Origin of the sequence: Anaeromassilibacillus senegalensis (assembly GCF_001261775.1) — a bacterium.
Lineage (GTDB): Bacteria > Bacillota > Clostridia > Oscillospirales > Acutalibacteraceae > Anaeromassilibacillus > Anaeromassilibacillus senegalensis.
Genome location: NZ_LN868536.1, coordinates 348,339 through 367,107, shown reverse-complemented (window position 1 = coordinate 367,107; position 18,769 = coordinate 348,339). Strand labels below are relative to the sequence as shown.

The window sequence follows — 18,769 nt, the reverse complement described above, 5'->3', positions numbered from 1 at the left end:
TTAAAAATCTCCTATTATTTCTTCATCTTCGGGTCAAACGCATCCCGCAGGCCGTCACCAAACAGGTTAAACGCCAGAATGATGATGCTGATGGCAACTGCCGGGACAAACAGGCGGTACGGATAGGAAGCAATGCTGTTGATCGCATCCGCCGCCAGGGAACCAAGGCTCGCCATGGGAGCGGCAACGCCCAGGCCCAGGAAGCTCAGGAACGCTTCCGTGAATATGGCAGAAGGAATTTGCAGCGTTGTGGTAACGATCAGCGTGCCGATGCAGTTCGGCAGAAGATGCTTGCGGATAATCCTGCCGTTGCTGGCGCCCAGCGCCCGCGCCGCCGTGACAAATTCCTGTTCTTTCAAAGTCATGATCTGGCCGCGCACAATACGGGCCATGCTTACCCAGTAAAGCAAACTGAAGGTAATAAAGATACTGATTAATCCGACGCCCACACGGTTCAGTCCGTCAAAGATGGAACTGCTGTCAAACAGTGCCTGTAAGGGCGCTTTTAGTGTAACCTGTAATAGAATAATAATCAAAATATCGGGGACCGAATAGATAATATCTACGATACGCATCATAATCAAGTCCACTTTGCCGCCAAAATAACCGGCGACAGAGCCATAGATAGAACCGATCAGCAAGACCAGCGCACTGGCCACCAGGCCAACCAGAAGGGAAACGCGCGCACCGGTGAGAACACGAATTCCCAAATCGCGGCCCAGCTTGTCCGTTCCAAAGATATGCGGGAACACGTCCTCGCCTGCGTCGATCCGGGCCTGTTCCGCCTGCGAATACTGCATCGGCCACAGGTTTTCGCTTCCGCGGACCATCTGGTCGTAATCATAGGGATAAAAGTTCGGCACAATAAACGCCAGAATCATCACCAAAATAATTACGACAAAGGCAACCATCGCCACCTTATTTTTGGAAAAGCGTTTGAGCGCATCCTTCCAAAACGTGGTGCTCTCCCGCATAATATCCAGCTGCTGCTTCTCATCCTCGCTTGCGGGGAGAAAATCGTCCGCGTCCAGATGAAAGCTCAACGGGTTCTTCTTCAGCTTCATGTCTTCCATAAAAAACGTTCTCTCCCTTCTTATTTCAACTTGATGCGCGGATCCACAACCTTATAAAGGATGTCCACAACAACGTTCATCAGCACGAGCAGAGTCGCAAGGAAAATCGTGGTGCTCATCACCATTGGGTAATCGCGGCCGGTGATACAATTGATAAATTCACGGCCCAAACCGGGGATGTTGAAAATCTTTTCAACAACAAAGCTGCCGGACACTGTATAGGCAAGCAGCGGACCCGCGTAGGTGATCACTGGAATGATCGCGTTGCGAAGCGCATGCTTGAACAACATGCTGAATTTGCTGACACCCTTCGCCCGCGCTGTGCGGATATAATCCTGATTGAGCGCGTCCAGCATACTGGACCGCATCAGACGGGTGATGTACGCCATCGGATAGAACGCCAATGTAAAGACCGGCAAAATATAATGCATCGGCGTTGACAAGCCCATGGTTGGCAGCCATTTTAACTCTACACCGAAAATACGCATCAGGGTTGACGCCACGACAAAGCTTGGCACAGCGATCCCCAATGTGGAAACCACCATAATCAGCTGGTCGCCCCATTTCCCGCGCAGCCTCGCCGCCAGAGATCCCAACGCTGTTCCCGCAACGATCGCCAGCAAAATGGAGATTCCACCCAGCTTTGCGGAAGTCGGGAAGGTGGAAAAGATAATGTCGTTTGCGGTTCTTCCCTTTTGCTTCAGGGAAAGCCCCAAGTCGCCCTGCAACAGCCCGCTCATATAGTTGACATACTGCTGCGGCTTGGACACATCCAATCCGTACTTGGCCTCCAGCGCGGCCTGTGTGGCCGGCGTCACCGCCTTTTCACTCATGAACGGACCACCGGGAATCAGGTTCATCAGAGTAAATGTGATGACGGAGATCAGAAAAATGGTCAAAAGTGCGTAACCAATACGCTTACATACATATTTAGTCAATGCTTTGCCACTCCTTAACTATTTTTTTGCATTTTCTTCCCTCTGTAAAATCAAAATTCCATCTCTGTCAAAGACCGCACGGTTCTGCGTCTTGCCATGACATAAACCCGCCCGCAACCATTCTGTACAAAACGATGATGTAAAACCAAGCATATCTTACAGAAAATATGTCGAAAAATGGAATAAAATATTAACATTTTTATATTGTAGCATAGATACAAACGCAATTCAATAGGAATTGATTGCTATAATACCAAATAGGGCACCTCCATCCTCGGACGTACCCTATCAATGGTTACTATTATACCAAGCACGTCCCTGTTTTGCAAGATGCAAATGATGGATTTTCATAAGCACAAATAATATATTCACAAACTCTGGAAAAACAGTGTGTTTTTCCAGAAATCATTGTCTATTTAAAATTAATTTGCAGGATATTTTTAGAAAGCCTGCAAACAGCCGCTGTATATTTCTCAAGTTAACATTATTAAAACATTGTTTGTTATGAAAAGCTGTACAATATTTACCCGAATCAACGCAAAGCATCTATATCGGAATCCTGATGTAGAATATTTTATCATAGCTGATCGTCCAAACAATTCCAATTATGCAGGAAAATTGAAAAAGTGTATATACAATTCGTATTTTAAAATCAAATTATACAAATAATTAATTTAACAAGAAACAGGTCCTTGAAAGAACTCCTTCCAAGGACCTGTTCATTTTTTCTTACTTCTTTTTATAGGTCATAACCGTTGTCTGCCCCGCTGTGACGTCTCCGGTAATCGTATCAAAGCTTTTCAGGTCGTCAAGATTGGTGATGATGCAGGGAGAAATCGTCTGAAAACCCTTTGCGGAAATGGCGTCGATATCCATGTCCATCAGTTTATCGCCCACGGAAACATGGTCCCCCACTTTCACATGGCAGGTAAACCCTTCTCCATTCAGTTTGACTGTATCAATTCCCAGATGCACAAGCACTTCTACACCGTCGTCCGTCTCGATGCCAAGCGCATGGAAGGTATGTGCCACCTGCGCAATGGTACCGGAAACCGGGGAAAGCACTGCATTGCTGGACGGGATCACGGCGATGCCGTCTCCCAGAATTTTTCCGGAAAACACCGGATCCGGCACCTCCGTAATCGGTACGGCCTTGCCTGTCTGCGGAGCCATCATTTTGCTTTCTTTTTTACCAAACAGTCCCATACTAATACCTCCTATTTATCTTTCAATATCTTTCCAACAATCCAAAAGGTTATCCATGTGAAAACAGCAGCCCCCCTTGTTCGCATGAGGGGGACTGCTGTGCATCAAAGAGCCAACCTGGCTCCCTTCATTTCTTACAGGAACTTTTTCATCGCTTCGACAAGGGCTTCTGCCTTTGTGCCAACGATAATCTGTGTAACCTGATCGCCAGCCTTCATGACACCGGAAGCGCCCAGTGCTTTGAAGGTCTTCTCTTCGATCTTCTTGTTGCTGACAAGAACCAAACGAATACGGGTGATGCAGGACTCAATCTCTTTGATGTTCTCTTTGCCGCCAATAGCCTCTATGTACTTCTTGGCAAGGCCGTCATAGCCCTGGTCTTTGACCAGCTTGGAGAAGCCTTCTGCTTCTTCATCGTCGTCATCCTCACGGCCCGGGGTCTTAAGGTTGAACTTGACAATGCAGAAACGGAAGATAACATAATACAGAACGCCGACTACCAGGCCGATCGGGATTAACATCCACGGATTCTGTGCCATCGGCACCCAGGAGCTGAAGAAGAGATCTGCGAATCCCGCGCTGAAGTTAAAGCCAGCACGTACCGGCAGAGCCGCAACAACCGCCATAGAAATACCGGTCAGAATCGCATGAACCACATACAGAGCCGGTGCAAGGAACATGAATGCGAATTCCAACGGCTCGGTAACGCCGCTGACAAATGCACACAGTGCGCCGGAGAACAGAAGACCGCCAGCGATGCTCTTCTTGCTGGGCTTCGCGGTGTGGTACATCGCCAAAGCAGCAGCCGGAAGACCGAACATCATGACCGGGAAGAAACCGGACATATACATACCAGTGACGCCATATTCGCCACCAGCAACAGTACCCCAGAATTTACCAAGATCATCAATCCCCGCCACATCAAACCAGAACACAGAGTTCAGAGCATGGTGCAGACCAACTGGGATTAACAGTCTGTTGAAGAAACCATAGAGGCCGGCACCAAGCGCACCCAAGCTGATAATTGCTTCACCCAAGCTTGTAAGCGCCGTATACAGGAACGGCCAAATGAAGAAGAGGATCAATGCAAGTACAATACTGAACAGCGCGGTAACGATTGCAACAGAACGCTTGCCGCTGAAGAAGGACAGCGCCTCCGGCAGCTTGGTGTTCTTAAACTTATTGTAGCAGATCGCGCCAACAGCACCACACAGGATACCAATAAACTGGTTGCTTACTTTTCCGAAAGCCGCATTTGCCTCGGCACCTGTCAATACGCTAACAACGCCGGGGCTCAGAATCTGCTGAACCATCAGCCAGGAAACCAGGCCAGCGAGAGCGGATGTGCCTTCGTGGTCGTCGCTCAAACCAATTGCAACACCAATTGCGAACAGGATCGGCATGTTGTCGATGATTGCGCCACCGGCTTTTACCAGGAAGAACGCAATCGGGTTGGGATCGCCTACACCGGACATAACGGACGAACTGATCATGTAACCAATGCCCATCAGGATACCTGCTGCAGGCAAGCAGGCGATTGGAAGCATCAAAGCTTTACCGAGCTTTTGAAGCTTTGCAAGGACTTTTTGCATAAGTTTTACCTCCTCAATAAAATGAATTTAATATCAAACCAAGCCGGAGCCTGGTTCTTGACTTAATCCAGCTGCTGCACCGTCTTACGCAGCTCCAATACCGCGGACGGCGTAACAGAGAGCTCATCCACACCGATTTCCAAATAAAATTTGGTCAGCGCCGTATCCGCCGCGGATTCCCCGCAGATTCCAATCCAAATGCCGGCCTTCTTCGCGTTCTCCACAGACATCTGGATCATGCGGAGCACCGCGGGATGACGCGGATCGTACATCTCGGAAATGGAGGGATTCATACGGTCCACCGCAAGGGTGTACTGCGTCAGGTCGTTGGTTCCGATGCTGAAGAAATCCACTTCTTTTGCAAGCAGGTCGCTCAGAACCGCCGACGCGGGTGTTTCAATCATAATGCCCAATTCAAAATCAGGCGCAAACGCAATCTTTTCTTCTTCCAATTCATGTTTAACCTGTTCCACCATGCCTTTGATTTCCTGTACCTGCTCCACCGATGTGATCATCGGGAACATGATGGCCAGCTTGCCAAAGGCAGAAGCGCGAATCAGGGCGCGCAGCTGTGTGACAAATAACTCTTTGCGGTCCAGGCTGATGCGGATCGCACGATACCCCATGGCCGGGTTCTCTTCCTTGGGAATGTTCAGGTAAGGAACTTGTTTATCCGCGCCCAAATCCAGCGTACGGATGATCACACGCTTGCCGTCCATCTTCTCCAGGACTGTCTTATACGCTTCAAACTGCTGTTCCTCAGTCGGGAAATCGTCGCTCTCCATGTAGAGGAACTCACTGCGGAACAGACCAACACCGTCCGCGTCGTTGTCCAATACCATTTCAATGTCGCTCGGATGGCCGATGTTGGCGTTAATCTCGATTTCCACGCCGCCCTTTGTAACGGCCTTCGTTCCCTTCAACTGTTGCAGCTTCTGCTGATGCTGTAAGAACTGCTCTCTCTTTTGCTCATACGCCTTCAGGGTGGCCTCGTCCGGGTCAATCACAATCGTACCCTCGCTGCCGTCCACAATGGTCACCACGCCGTTCTGGAGGGCCGCAAAGCTATCGCGAAGACCAACCACCGCGGGAATCCCCATGGTACGCGCCAGAATGGCAGAATGAGAGCTCTTGGAGCCCTGCTCTGTCACAAAGGCCAGCACCATACTTTTGTCCATCTGGACCGTCTCACTGGGCATCAAATCGGACGCCGCAACGATCGCTTCCGATTTCAGGCTGTCCAACCCGCTTTCCAGCGCGGGATTCAGGCACCCTAAAACCCTCTTGGATATATCTATGACGTCCGCGCTGCGGGCTTTCATATATTCGTCATCCATCTGCGCAAACATTTCAGAAAACTGCTGCGCGGCTTTCCAAACGGCATATTCCGCGTTGACCTTCTCGTCCTTAATGCAGTCCTGAATCGCATCGAAGAAATCGTCGTCCTGCAGCATCATGATGTGGATCTGGAAAATCATCGAGTTCTCTTCCCCTACGCGCTTCAAAGCCTTTAAATAGATCTTATTCAGCTCCTTGACCGCCTCTTCTTTTGCGGCGTCCACGCGTTCCAATTCCTTTTCCACATCGGTAATGGACTGCTTGCTGATTTTATCGTCAAGTTTCACACATAATTTCAAATTTCCAATTGCCACGCCTTTTGAGGCGGCAATTCCTTTTATGGTATTCACATCGCTCACCACTTTCTATCCGTTTTCACGGTCTATGCAACAACTGTGAACATTCTGTTAATGTAATATTTATATTAAGGCTTTTTCACGAAATTGTCAATATGTTTCAAAAAAAAGCAGACGTATTGGTAAATCTTGTCCATTTTCGTACAAAATGCCCTGCCATCTATGGCGCTCCATCCATAAAATGACAAAAAAAGCATTGATCAAACAAAAACCGTCAATCAAATCGAACGCCGGATAATGGAAATGCGCGTTTTTCCTATCATATTTTGTTTATGAATCGTCACTTTGTACAAATGCCTGCATTTTTCTATTGATTGGTACATCCACACATTGACGGAACATTTAAAAAAGAAATGGCGGCCCAAGCTTTCGCTTGGACCGCCATCCAACAAACACGGCCGTTACACAGTCATGTTCGATTGTTTAAAAGGTTCTTATTTCACAGTAACTGTGCAAACCTTCACGCCATTGACATAGACGCCAGTGCTCTGACCAGCAACGTTCTGCGCATAAACTGCGAAGTAGTAGTCGTTGCCATCGATCTTGCCAGCCTGAGTCTTCAGAACCGCGCCATTACCGACGGTAAAGGACGGAGCTGCCGGAGCAGTGATCTTGAAGACATAGCGGCTGCCAGCGGTCAGGTCAAAGTCAACAGTGGTATCGGAGGTAACAACCGGAGCTGTAACCTTGATAACGAACAACTTGGTAGCAACCTGGCCAGGAACAGTTGCATAGACACCAGCGGTGGTGCCGACAGCGCCCGTAGCCTTAATGGTGTAAGTTGCCTGTGCGTTCGCAAACGGAGTCTTTACAGCGTGAACCGCAACGTCGCCGGTGCCGATGGTTACCGGAGCCTCAACAGAGGAGTTCACAACGAAGTCCTTAGTGGAACCCTGCGGAACCTCTACGATACCGGAGAGATCGCTGGAAACCGGAACTTCCTTGATCGCAGTTACAGTGCACTTGACGGAATCGTAATCTTCCAAAGCGTCGCCATCTTTGTCAACAACAGTGGCATAGAGGTCGAAGCTGTTGGAGGTTGCATAAACATCATCGTAATCCTTAACAGCAATGTTCAGGGTTGCGCCGTCTGCAGTGATATCAAAGATATCCTTGTCAGCGTCGCTGAAGTCCCAAACAACGGAAGCGCCGGTCGGCAGAGAGGTGCTTGCCGGATAGTTGGAAACAGTAACGGTGTTGGAGAAGCCCTTAGCAATCGTAACTTCGTTCTTATCCAGAGCGAGGCCAGCAAAGAAAGTGCTCTTTACCAGGAAAGCATCTGTGTTCTTATCAACAGACTTCTTCTCCATCTTATAGCCGTCGCCAACAAAGGACTCAACATCAGCAACATCCTTATCAGCAGTAAACGCCTTATCGCCAACACTTACATTCGCGCCAGCAAGTCTCAGCTTCACTTCACCGGAAACATTATCCGTTACATGCAGCTTCTCAACCGGAACAATCAGCTTACCATCGCCGGAAACGCTTGCAACTGTAACAGCATCTCTGAACTCGATGGAAGTATCTTCTGCGATATCAAGGTTCTCAATATCAGCAGCGCCTTCAATAATAACGACAGAATCTTCGTCAACAGTGACATCCGCCGCATTTACAAGGCTAGCAATCTTACCTTCAAAGCTATTGAACTTAACATTGCCCTTATAATCAGCATTCAGCTTTGCAATCTCGATATTGCTATCGGAAATCGTAGCCTCTGCATCGTCTCTGAGCACAACGTTCGCAAGCTGTACTTTACCATCTTCGCTGGTCGCTTCAATGGTCAGATCTTTTGCCTCAACTGTGCCGGAAACAACGGTGTTGATTTCATCATCGCTAGCATCAATACCAACCTTGTTACCCTTCACATCGCCAGTAACGGTACCGCCGTTCAACTTGATTTCTGCGTCTGCAGCATCATCATCTGTATTGATGGAAGCTACACGGCCCTCATCAACAGTAACCGTGCCAGTTGCATCTTTGATTTCACCAACAGTACTATTGCTTACAGAAACAGTGTTAGCATCTTCGATGTCGCCAGCCTTAGCTTTGTCGCCAAGGGAAACATCCATCTTACCCTTGCTGTCATTCTTAATATTGCCAACACTAACACTCTCATCGATTGTAATAATCGGATTCTTTTCTTCAGCAGCAGGAGCAGCCGGTGCATCAATCAATCTGATGTCATAGCCAGAAACACTCAGATCCTTAATTTTTTTGTCATCAATAGAAACAACATCACCGGAAATTCTCGTACTGCTTCCACTCTTAGAAACTGTTGCAGAACCAGTAACATCAATTCTCTTCAGAATTGTCGCCGTAGTGGAATCTTCAGTGCTGTTAAAGCTGGAACCACCTTTAATGGTCAACTTCAGCGTACCAGTTCCCACATTGTTGTTCTTAATTTTAGTAACAGACTTTCCATCATCAGCACGGGTGATAATGAATTTGCTACTATTGGAAGCTTCAATACGAAGATCCTCATCATCTGTATTCTTTGTTGTTTCCTCAAACATCGCCTCTAAGGTTCCCTTTTCAGGATCAACATCCTGAGCCGGTTTGGCCATGTAAATAGCCAGTTCCTTTTCTTCAAGATCATTTCTGGACATCTCAAGATCCGGAATTTCATCGCCGACTTTGTCTTCGATGCCAGTGCCCTTGACACCAACAAACACAGTGCCACTCTTGATTACGTGAATCGTAATTTCCGCCTGGCCCTTCAAAGTGACTTCTTTGTCGTCTCTGTCAATTGTACCTTCACCGTAAACCATGATAGTTTCTGTACCGGTCTTGTCGCTCTTAACTCTTGCTTTACCATCTTTGTTAATGGAAAGAAGAGTATCGCCTTTTGCATGGCGGAAACTCAGATCCTCACCGCTAGCTTCAACAGTCTGATCCTTGTCAGCAGTCGTCATTTTCAGACTGTCAACAAAATCGCGCATATCAAAGTCGTACACAGAAGTATTATTCGTGTTCTTCACCAGAGTAATTTCATCTTTACCATTGATATCAACGCTACCGGCCTTCTCTGTCTTAGACGCAGCGAAAGCAAATGTTCCCGAAAAGCTGGAGGTAATCAGCGCCATTGCGAGCACTGTAGCCAGAGCTTTTCCTGTAATTTTTCTCATCCTTTGTGTCCTCCTTAAAATCGTCGTGTGCGTTTTGAAACGCAATACTTAAAAAACAACATATTGAAAAGTCACGGACGTTAACAGGATGGCCCCTGACGAAGATGCATCCGCCGCGTTCCTCCTAGATGGCGCTAGAACAACACGAATCAAACACATCTCTCATATGTTTACTTGGATTATAAGATATTTGTTTCGCAATGTCAAGTGCGTAAAATACAATATTTTTTCATTTATCAGCCGAAAAAGCCGCATCAGCGCTGGCTTTCTGCCGTTTTGGCAGCATTTTCATTAAAATATTGGCAGAGCTGCCATCACACGCCAAGTGCTATTCCCCCGCCGGTTCTACGGGATACTCGTCGCACAAACAGGAACGTTCACCCCCGTGGGTAACCACATAGATGCCGCACGGCGCGCTTCCTTCCCGCTTCTGGCAGCGCGGGCATTTGATCGTCAGCCCCGCGCCCTGCGGAAGCTCATAGCAGCAGGCCAGCCGGTTGCAGGAACAGCCGCTGGACTGGTACCAGCCGCAGGCCGTACAGTTGGTGCAGTGTTTAATCGCGGGCAGGTCAATGTATTCCTCCGCGATCTTGCCGCCCTTCTGGTACTCGCCGTTGCTAATCAATATATGGGACGATGACAGCTCCGAGAGCAGATGGCTCCAATGGCTGGCCGTCCCGTGGTGCGGCGCCTTTATAATGTAATAATCACTGTACAGGCGGTCCGCCACCGCGTCCAGGCTCTCCGGCGTGGCGTCGCCGGTCATCAGGATGTCATCCAGGCTGGCCTCGCTGGTGCGGCGGTTGTGGAAAATGATCCCCGCGGCATTCAGCTCGTCCGAATAGGCCGTACGCGTGACGGCATCCGTGAGAATCTGTACCACATCCGGCGCGGAGGGAAGCAGCAGCAGCTCCGGGATCATCGCGTCCACATCGTCCAGGAGCGCGTCCAATCGGGCGATACACTCCGGCATCAGCGGCGCGGTTTTGCAGCATTCCGCATATGCTTTGCAGAAGGCTTCCTTCTTCTCCATAAAACGCCCCGCGACCTCCGGCAGGAAAGGAGACGAGAGACAGACGTCCAGATTCTCCACAATCGAAGCAAACAGGCTGCTGAACGGGTAGCCGGACGCGTCCGGCCAGATAACATCGTATGTCACGCCGTCAAAGGCAAAATTGCTCCCGGCAGCCAGCGGGTATACTCGGTCCGCCCCCGCCAGCTTTGCAACGCGGCTGAAAATGCGCAGCGCGCTGATGTTCACCAGCGCGTAATCGCTGTGGCGCGGCAGGAACGCATAGACGAACAGGGCGAATTCCAACAGCAGGGCCCTCCCCTTTGCATCCGCCGGGGAAACCGGCAGGAAGATACGGTCAAAATACCCGCCGCGCTTGGCAAGGATCTGGTACAGGCCGCACAGGTGGTCCCGGTGGTAGTGTGTGAGCAAAAACTCTTTTCCCGAGCATCCGGCGTACCGTTCCAGCAGCACCGGGTCCACATAAGAGGTAAAGCTGACATCCCCCTCGCGGATTTTCTGATTGATGCTGCCGCAGTCCACCATCAATATATCGTGATGCGCGCCGCCCAGGACGATGCACTCCCCGTACTCCACATTATGTAACTCCAGCCACTGCAAGACGATCTCCCCCGCTTCTATAAAAGTTCTTCCAGGCCCTGCGCTTTTCCGTCCGCAAACTGTCCGGACAGCACGGTTCCGTTCGCCAGCGTCAGCGTCCCCTTCCCGTGATACCGGTCTTCCTTCCATTCGCCCGCGTAGCGGACCGCGCCGTCCCGGTACTCCGTGCCGTAGCCGTTGCGCTTTCCGTCCTTCCATTCGCCGGTATAGATCAGGTTGCCCTCGGCGTCGAAGGCGGTGCCGCTGCCCGTCGGCACATTGTCCTTCCATTTTCCCACAAAGACGGAGCCGTCGCGGGAACTGAACGAAATGCCCTGCCCGTGGCGGAGGTTTTGTTTCCAATCCCCGACGTAACAGATTTTGCCCGACTTATAATAGTAGGTTCCAAAGCCGTCCCGCTGGTCCGCGCGGTAGCCGCCCTCGTAGGCCGTATGCCCGTTCTGCATCTCCGTGCGGCCCTGGCCCTCGCGCAGGCCGTTGAGCAATTCGCCAAAATACGCGTAGCTCTCCTCCGCGCTGATAATGATCTGCTTAACCGATGGGGCCGGCGACTCCGGCACTCTCCAGCCGGGATCTTCTCCCTGCGCCGCGGACTTCTGTTCCAGCTCCGGCGCGTGCACTACCACGCCGTGGCGATTCTTGGACGCTACGGAATAACGGCCTGACTGTCCGGGCGCCGGTTCCCGCACGATTGGCTGCGGCGGCTCCTTCGGCTCCTCCCGCACAGGGGGGCTCTGCTGCGCCTTCAGCTCTTCCTGTACCAGCTTTAACAACTGAGACAGCCCGGAATTTAGCGCCGGGAGCGGCAGCTCCTGTTCCGGTATAATTGGAGGAAGCTTCCCCGTCTCCTTTTCCCCCGGGTCGATGCTGAGCAGCTCATGGTCCGCCGCATAGTCCCGCGACGCGACCGCTTTTTCCTCCGGAGTGAACGATTCGTCCACTGCAAAAGCTTCCATCGTCAGCACCGCTTCTTCCGGCTCCACAGCGGGCGGGGCCTTTTCCGGTTCCTGCTCCGATGCGTTTTTGTTTTCTATATAGGTAAAGGAAGCAAACGGGTTCGCTTCCTCCAGATGTTCCGTCCGCAGGGTGATGTCCTCCGGCAGCGTTTCTGCCGCGCCCCTCATGAGCGTTTCGCGGAGCTGCGCCTCCTCCGGCGTGCAGTAGCAAAAATCTCCCGCGGAGGTCTCCGCGTAAATCTGCGGCTCGCCCAACCGGGCGTCCGCCAGACTCTGCTCCACACTCCCGCGCCGCATCGGGCTGGCCTGCAGGAACGTCCGCTTGTATTTGCGCGTATCCGCGTCCCATTCCAGCAAAGCAATCCCATCCCCGTCATCCCGCGGGCTGAGGACCGTTACCGGCGTGTTTTCCATGCCTTCCGCGTAATAAGCAGTGCTCATCCATCGGTGGTCCTTGGAAAAGCGCATCTTGCTGACCAGACCGCCGCGCCGGTTCCAACTGGCAACATAATAACCGCTTTCATCAATAAACGCTTTTTGCAGGAGCTGTTTTTCGCATTTGCGGCTCCATGCAAATCCGTTTTTGCTGATTTTACAGACGCTGTTGATCTTTTCTCCGGACGCGACGCTGCGCTCCCGGCGCGAGACATGCCCGCCGGACGTAAAGTACTCCCGGCGCGCCGCGCTCAGCAGGGAATTCCCCGCCGAAGGGCCGTCATAGGCCCGGTTATATATTTGATAAATGCGAATGGCTTCGTCCTTCTGCATGTTCTGTCCTTCCTTGCGGCAGGGGGCTTCCCCCGCGCCTTGACCACGGCGGCAAAGGCCGCACATATTGATAGACTGTTATACAGGGTTATTATACACGTTCCCCCTTTTTTCCGCAAGAACTTCTCCCCGCCCGGCTGTATCCACAACGCCGCTGTCAGGAATCTTATATATGTATGTCCGTTTCACAACCCCACAAAAAAGCAGACTGTCCGGAAAAGCCATCCGGACAGTCTGCTTTTGCCTCTGGCGTGTTACGCCTTGAACATGTGCTCCACATTTTCCAGCACGTCGCCTACCGCGTGCATTGCCTTGTTTGCATCGCGTTTGAGATGCTTGTTGTTTTTCATCATCTGGTTGCCAACGGCAGCCACCGCCACAGCGGCAACAACGCCCGCGCCAATGCCCTTGACAAAGCCCATTGTTTCTTTGTACATCATATACGACCTCCACATTCCGTTTATTCTTTCCAACAGAGTCACCAGGGAGAATCCCCGCATTATTTTCCCCTCCTTCTTTTTAATTATTGCTTCCAAGTTTTATTGCGGCGAACCGTCAAAGATTGACTGGTTTGTGCTTTTGCGAGACGGGTGATATAATGGGAAAAACATGTGCAAAATAGAAACGGGGTTAATAAACAGATGGCAACACTCAATATCGTACTGGTTGAGCCGGAAATTCCGCAGAATACCGGCAACGTGGCCCGCACCTGCGCCGCAACGGGCGCGCGCCTGCATCTGGTCGGGCCGATGGGCTTTAAAATTGACGATAAAAAATTAAAGCGCGCCGGTCTGGACTACTGGCATCTTCTGGACATTTCCTACTACGATAGTTTGTCCGATTTTTTCAATCGCAACAGCGGCAATTTCTTCTACTTCACCACCAAGGCGAGACAGATCCACTCGGAGGTTTCATATCCGGACAACTGCTATCTCGTTTTTGGCAAAGAAACCGCCGGCCTGCCGGAAGAACTCCTGGTACAGCATCCGGATTCCTGCGTGCGCATTCCCATGCTGAACCACCCGGACGCGCGCAGCCTGAATCTCTCCAATTCCGTCGCGGTCGGCGTCTATGAAACGCTGCGCCAATGGAACTATCCAGAGCTGCTCTGCAAAGGAAATCTGCATCGCCTCTCCTGGGAACCATCCGCGGAAAAAGCCCATGAAAGCCGCCTTTCCGGTCAAACGGAATAAAACGCCGCCGCGCGTTTCGGGGGGATTGTCTAACTTTTGACAAAAATGCGCATTGGCGTGCTTCCCTCTTGAAAATAACTCCCATTTATTGTATACTGGGAACAGTGTTTGAGACTCTGGAAAATTCAAATAAAGGAGCGCAAAAGAGTATGAATTACCTCAACAAAAAAACTGTAGAGGACATTGACGTATCCGGAAAAAAGGTTCTTGTCCGTTGTGACTTTAACGTGCCGTTTGACGCGGAGGGCAACATTACCGACCCGAAGCGCATCAATGAAGCACTCAAGACCATTAAATATCTGATCGACCATAAGGCGAAGGTGATCCTTTGCTCCCACTTGGGCCGTCCGAAGGGCGAGTTCAACATGAAGTATTCCCTGGCTCCGGTTGCCGCTTATCTTTCCCAGGCGCTCGGCCAGGAAGTCAAGATGGCGAAGGATGTCGTCGGCGAGAGCGCGAAGAGCATCGCTGCTTCCCTGCAGGACGGCGAAGTCGAGCTGATCGAAAACGTCCGCTTCCATAAAGAAGAGGAAAAGAACGATCCGGCATTCGCGAAAGAGCTGGCCTCCCTCGCGGAAATCTATGTCAACGACGCGTTCGGCACCGCGCACAGAGCGCACGCCTCCACCGCCGGCGTTGCGGATTATCTCCCGGCTGTCTGCGGCTACCTGATCCAGAAGGAAATTTCCATCATGGGCGGCGCGCTGGCAGACCCGAAGCGTCCGTTTGTTGCGATCCTGGGCGGCGCGAAGGTTTCCGATAAGATCGGCGTCATCACCAACCTGCTCGATAAGGTTGACACGCTCATCATCGGCGGCGGTATGGCATACACCTTCATGAACGCGCTGGGCTATTCCATCGGCACCTCCATCTGCGAGAGCGATAAAGTGGAGATGGCGAAGGACATGATGGCCAAGGCGAAGGATAAAGGCGTTAAGTTCCTGATTCCGGTGGACAACATCGTCGGCCTGGAGTACAAGCCGGACACCGAGCACAAGCTGGTTGAGTCCGATCAGATTCCGGACGGCTGGATGGGCCTCGACATCGGCCCGAAGACCCGCGACCTCTTCACTGAGGCGGTCAAGGATGCCGGAACCGTTGTTTGGAACGGACCGATGGGCGTTTCCGAGTGGGATAACTTTGCAGCCGGCACAATTGCTGTTGCGAAGGCGGTTGCCGAGAGCGGCGCCATCTCCATCATCGGCGGCGGCGACTCCGCTGCGGCGGTTGAGAAGCTCGGCTTTGCCGACAAGATGACCCACATCTCCACGGGCGGCGGCGCTTCCCTGGAGTTCCTGGAAGGCCTGGAGCTGCCGGGCATTGCCTGCCTGAACGAAAAGGAATAATCTGATCCGGACCCCGGTCGGGTTTCGGCCGTGGAACCAGATTCTGGTTCTATCCGTGCCGGTCCGGCCGCGGGTCCGTTTTTATTTTATATTGAAATATATCTTTAGATAAGGAGCAGACATATTATGAATAAAGCACTGAGAAAAGCCGTCATCGCCGGCAACTGGAAAATGAACAAAACCCCCGCGGAGGCAAAGGAACTGATCGAGAACATCAAACCGCTGGTCGCCAATGCGGGCTGCGACGTTGTCGTATGCGTCCCCTACGTGGATCTGGCCGCCGCTCTTGAAGCGACCGCCGGCAGCAACGTCGGCGTCGGCGCGGAGAACTGCCACTGGGAAGCCTCCGGCGCTTATACCGGAGAAATTTCCGCGAATATGCTCACCGCAATGGGCGTAAACTATGTCATTATCGGCCACAGCGAACGCCGCACCTATTTTGGCGAGACGGACGTCACGGTCAACAAGCGCGTGCGCGCGGCGCTGGACAACGGCATGACCGTTATTCTCTGTGTCGGCGAGTATCTGGAACAGCGTGAGCAGGGCATTACCGCCGAGCTGGTCGCCCTCCAGACCAAGATCGCGCTGCAGGGCGTCAGCAAGGAAGAGCTGGCCCGCGTGATCATCGCGTATGAGCCGGTTTGGGCCATCGGCACCGGCAAAACAGCGACCGCACAGCAGGCAAACGAGGTCTGCGCCATCATCCGCGCAACCATTAAAGAACTGTACGATGCAGCGGCAGCGGACGCGATGACCATCCAGTACGGCGGTTCCATGAATGCGGCCAATGCGGCGGAGCTGCTGGCACAGCCGGATGTGGACGGCGGCCTGATCGGCGGCGCTTCCCTCAAACCCGCGGACTTCGCGGAAATTGTCAAGGCGGCAACAGAGGGATAATGTTCCCGGCTGTTTTGAATAAGAGTAGGAGATTTTCATACTATGAGTAAAAAACCTTTGATTTTAATGATTCTGGACGGTTTTGGCATTGCCGGCGACTACGGCAACGCCATCAAAGCCGCCAGTAAACCGAACCTGGACCGCATCTTCAGCAGCAACCCGATCACACAGATCGGCGCGTCCGGTATGGACGTCGGTCTGCCGGACGGCCAGATGGGCAATTCCGAAGTCGGTCATACCAACATCGGCGCTGGGCGCATTGTTTACCAGGAGCTGACCCGCATCACCAAATCCATCAAGGACGGCGATTTCTTTGAGAATTCCGCCTTCATCTCCGCGGTGGACAACGCCATCGCCAAGAAGACGGCCCTGCACCTGATCGGCCTGCTTTCTGACGGCGGCGTGCACAGCCACAACAGCCATCTGTATGCGCTGGTAGAGCTGGCGAAAAATCGCGGTCTGAAAAAGGTCTATGTGCATGCGCTGCTCGACGGCCGCGATGTTCCCCCGTCTTCCGGCAAGGATTTTGTCGCGGAATGCGCGGCAAAGCTCAAGGAAATCGGTGTGGGCGAAATTGCAACAGTGATGGGCCGTTACTACGCGATGGACCGCGACAATCGCTGGGAACGCGTGGAAAAAGCATACGCTGCCATGGTATACGGTGAGGGCGTCCAGTGTGCCGACCCGGTCAAGGCGGTGGAGGATTCCTACGCGGCAGATGTCACGGACGAATTTGTCGTTCCGACCGTATGCGCCAAGGGCGCGGAGATCAGCCCGGATGATTCCGTCATTTTCTTTAACTTCCGTCCCGACCGTGCGCGTGAAATCACCCGCACCTTTGTGGACCCGGACTTCACCGGCTTTGAGCGCAAAAAGGGCTTCTTCCCGCTTAAGTATGTCTGCATGACGCAGTACGACGCGACAATGCCGAACGTTCTGGTTGCCTTTAAGCCGCAGTCCCTGAAAAACACCTTCGGCGAATACATCTCCGATAAGGGTCTGACCCAGCTGCGCATTGCAGAGACGGAAAAGTACGCGCATGTGACGTTCTTCTTTAACGGCGGCGTGGAAAAGCAGTATCCGGGCGAAGACCGTGTACTGGTCAATTCCCCGAAGGTTGCAACCTATGACATGCAGCCGGAAATGAGCGCCTACGAAGTCACCGACAAGCTGGTGGAACGCATTGAAAGCGGCGCTTACGACGTCATCATCCTGAACTTTGCCAACTGCGACATGGTCGGCCATACCGGCGTGTTTGAGGCAGCGAAGGCAGCTGTGGAAGCAGTTGACACCTGCGTGGGCCGCGTTGTAGACGCGATCCAGAAGCAGGAAGGCGTCGCATTGATCACTGCCGACCACGGCAACGCGGATAAGATGTACGAGGAAGACGGTTCTCCGTTTACCGCACACACCACCAATCCGGTTCCGTTCTGCGTAGTGGGATATCCCTGCAAACTGCGCGAAGGCGGCAGGCTAGCGGATATCGCGCCGACTATGCTGAAGATACTGGGCCTGCCCCAGCCGGCCGAAATGGACGGCCGTTCCATTATTGAATAAAATTTCTCCGTGTATAAGGGGGCGGTTGGAAACAGGCTTCCGCCCTGTTCAGCGGACTTTGTCCGCCATATTTTAGATGCAAATCTGTCCTCCAAACAGCAAAAGGACGGTTTCCCGGATGGGAAACCGTCCTTTTGCTGTGCTATGCATATTTTGAATATGCGGACATACTATGATTATTGGATTTCTGTTTTCCAAAGGCCGTGCAGGTTGCAATACGCATAGACGGCAATCGGCTCGTCATCCTGCAATGCAAAGGAAACCACCGGATGCTCGCCCGGTTTGATTGCTTTTCTCTGGCCGCCGTGCGCGGTCTCCAGATAAATCCAGGCAATAAAATGCTTCTCCGTGGACGGATGCTCCACACTGCCAACGCTGACATTCACCAGATAGTCGACAACCTCCACCACCGGGAGATGCTTCTCCGTCGCGCCTTCGGATGTATTGGGAACCAGCTCATGCATCTTTTCCCCACAGCAAACCATTGGGACACCCCCGTTGTTGATTAAGCCCACGATATTGCCGCAGTGTTTGCAGATGTAAAACTTTACTCTCTGATCCATCTCTTTGACCTCCGTTCATTGCGCACAGCAAATTGCCATGCAAATTTTTTACAGAATGTATCTTTCTGCTTTTTTATTATATCATATTTTAAAGACTGTGCAACAGTCCAAACCGTCGTTTTAGACGGTCCATCAGTTTACCTGATGTAAAATACGATTCCATGTTCTCCCAGCCGTCAGAAGTTTTACTTCCGGTCACGGCGCGAGGTTATTCAATCATCCTAAACC

At 51.8% G+C, this 18,769-nt stretch carries 14 protein-coding genes; 4 read left to right on the top strand and 10 right to left on the bottom strand.

What is annotated here, in order from left to right; translation table 11 throughout:
• Positions 1-14: 14 nt before the first annotated feature.
• The 9 genes from BN2106_RS04010 to BN2106_RS03970 form a co-directional block, all read right to left on the bottom strand.
• Positions 15-1,064, bottom strand: coding sequence for an ABC transporter permease (locus BN2106_RS04010; RefSeq protein ID WP_407921739.1), 1,050 nt, complete (start codon positions 1,062-1,064; stop codon positions 15-17).
• A 29-nt stretch (positions 1,065-1,093) separates the two neighbouring features.
• Positions 1,094-2,011 carry an ABC transporter permease gene (locus BN2106_RS04005; protein WP_050697282.1) on the bottom strand — a complete coding sequence of 306 codons (918 nt, stop codon included), beginning with the start codon at positions 2,009-2,011 and terminating at the stop codon, positions 1,094-1,096.
• 729 nt (positions 2,012-2,740) lie between these two features.
• Positions 2,741-3,217 carry a PTS sugar transporter subunit IIA gene (locus BN2106_RS04000; RefSeq protein ID WP_050697281.1) on the bottom strand — a complete coding sequence of 159 codons (477 nt, stop codon included), beginning with the start codon at positions 3,215-3,217 and terminating at the stop codon, positions 2,741-2,743.
• A 134-nt stretch (positions 3,218-3,351) separates the two neighbouring features.
• Positions 3,352-4,809 carry an N-acetylglucosamine-specific PTS transporter subunit IIBC gene (gene nagE / locus BN2106_RS03995; RefSeq protein ID WP_050697280.1) on the bottom strand — a complete coding sequence of 486 codons (1,458 nt, stop codon included), beginning with the start codon at positions 4,807-4,809 and terminating at the stop codon, positions 3,352-3,354.
• Positions 4,810-4,871: 62 nt separating this feature from the next.
• A complete protein-coding gene (gene ptsP / locus BN2106_RS03990; protein ID WP_050697577.1) occupies positions 4,872-6,497 on the bottom strand; it encodes a phosphoenolpyruvate--protein phosphotransferase in 1,626 nt (541 codons plus the stop codon).
• A gap of 440 nt (positions 6,498-6,937) precedes the next feature.
• Positions 6,938-9,628, bottom strand: a complete 2,691-nt coding sequence (locus BN2106_RS03985) for a hypothetical protein (RefSeq protein WP_050697279.1) — start codon at positions 9,626-9,628, stop codon at positions 6,938-6,940.
• Positions 9,629-9,956: 328 nt separating this feature from the next.
• Positions 9,957-11,261: a ComEC/Rec2 family competence protein gene (locus BN2106_RS03980; RefSeq protein WP_050697278.1), complete on the bottom strand. Its 1,305-nt coding sequence runs from the start codon at positions 11,259-11,261 to the stop codon at positions 9,957-9,959.
• A 17-nt stretch (positions 11,262-11,278) separates the two neighbouring features.
• Positions 11,279-12,985 (bottom strand): MORN repeat-containing protein, encoded by a 1,707-nt coding sequence (locus tag BN2106_RS03975; protein WP_050697277.1) that lies wholly within the window; start codon positions 12,983-12,985, stop codon positions 11,279-11,281.
• A gap of 254 nt (positions 12,986-13,239) precedes the next feature.
• On the bottom strand, positions 13,240-13,425 hold the full coding sequence (locus tag BN2106_RS03970; protein ID WP_242846242.1) for a hypothetical protein: 186 nt from the start codon (positions 13,423-13,425) through the stop codon (positions 13,240-13,242).
• Between the two features lie 201 nt (positions 13,426-13,626).
• Here BN2106_RS03970 and BN2106_RS03965 point away from each other — a divergent pair, with 201 nt between their 5' ends.
• The 4 genes from BN2106_RS03965 to gpmI all read left to right on the top strand — a co-directional run bounded on the left by BN2106_RS03965 (position 13,627) and on the right by gpmI (position 17,978).
• A complete protein-coding gene (locus BN2106_RS03965; RefSeq protein ID WP_050697276.1) occupies positions 13,627-14,178 on the top strand; it encodes a tRNA (cytidine(34)-2'-O)-methyltransferase in 552 nt (183 codons plus the stop codon).
• Between the two features lie 149 nt (positions 14,179-14,327).
• On the top strand, positions 14,328-15,524 hold the full coding sequence (locus BN2106_RS03960) for a phosphoglycerate kinase (protein WP_050697275.1): 1,197 nt from the start codon (positions 14,328-14,330) through the stop codon (positions 15,522-15,524).
• Positions 15,525-15,650: 126 nt separating this feature from the next.
• Positions 15,651-16,421: a triose-phosphate isomerase gene (gene tpiA / locus BN2106_RS03955; RefSeq protein ID WP_050697274.1), complete on the top strand. Its 771-nt coding sequence runs from the start codon at positions 15,651-15,653 to the stop codon at positions 16,419-16,421.
• Between the two features lie 42 nt (positions 16,422-16,463).
• Positions 16,464-17,978 carry a 2,3-bisphosphoglycerate-independent phosphoglycerate mutase gene (gene gpmI / locus BN2106_RS03950; protein WP_050697273.1) on the top strand — a complete coding sequence of 505 codons (1,515 nt, stop codon included), beginning with the start codon at positions 16,464-16,466 and terminating at the stop codon, positions 17,976-17,978.
• Between the two features lie 176 nt (positions 17,979-18,154).
• Here the strand turns inward: gpmI and BN2106_RS03945 are convergent, their stop codons facing one another.
• Positions 18,155-18,541 (bottom strand): desulfoferrodoxin family protein, encoded by a 387-nt coding sequence (locus tag BN2106_RS03945; RefSeq protein ID WP_050697272.1) that lies wholly within the window; start codon positions 18,539-18,541, stop codon positions 18,155-18,157.
• Positions 18,542-18,769: the final 228 nt, after the last annotated feature.

Excerpts from the sequence above, each read along its gene's own strand:
- BN2106_RS04010 (WP_407921739.1), bottom strand. The coding sequence starts at position 1,064 with ATGAAGCTGAAGAAGAACCCGTTGAGCTTTCATCTGGACGCGGACGAT.
- BN2106_RS04000 (WP_050697281.1), bottom strand. The coding sequence starts at position 3,217 with ATGGGACTGTTTGGTAAAAAAGAAAGCAAAATGATGGCTCCGCAGACA.
- nagE (WP_050697280.1), bottom strand. The coding sequence starts at position 4,809 with ATGCAAAAAGTCCTTGCAAAGCTTCAAAAGCTCGGTAAAGCTTTGATG.
- BN2106_RS03985 (WP_050697279.1), bottom strand. The coding sequence starts at position 9,628 with ATGAGAAAAATTACAGGAAAAGCTCTGGCTACAGTGCTCGCAATGGCG.
- BN2106_RS03975 (WP_050697277.1), bottom strand. The coding sequence starts at position 12,985 with ATGCAGAAGGACGAAGCCATTCGCATTTATCAAATATATAACCGGGCC.
- BN2106_RS03970 (WP_242846242.1), bottom strand. The coding sequence starts at position 13,425 with ATGATGTACAAAGAAACAATGGGCTTTGTCAAGGGCATTGGCGCGGGC.
- BN2106_RS03965 (WP_050697276.1), top strand. The coding sequence starts at position 13,627 with ATGGCAACACTCAATATCGTACTGGTTGAGCCGGAAATTCCGCAGAAT.
- BN2106_RS03960 (WP_050697275.1), top strand. The coding sequence starts at position 14,328 with ATGAATTACCTCAACAAAAAAACTGTAGAGGACATTGACGTATCCGGA.
- tpiA (WP_050697274.1), top strand. The coding sequence starts at position 15,651 with ATGAATAAAGCACTGAGAAAAGCCGTCATCGCCGGCAACTGGAAAATG.
- gpmI (WP_050697273.1), top strand. The coding sequence starts at position 16,464 with ATGAGTAAAAAACCTTTGATTTTAATGATTCTGGACGGTTTTGGCATT.
- BN2106_RS03945 (WP_050697272.1), bottom strand. The coding sequence starts at position 18,541 with ATGGATCAGAGAGTAAAGTTTTACATCTGCAAACACTGCGGCAATATC.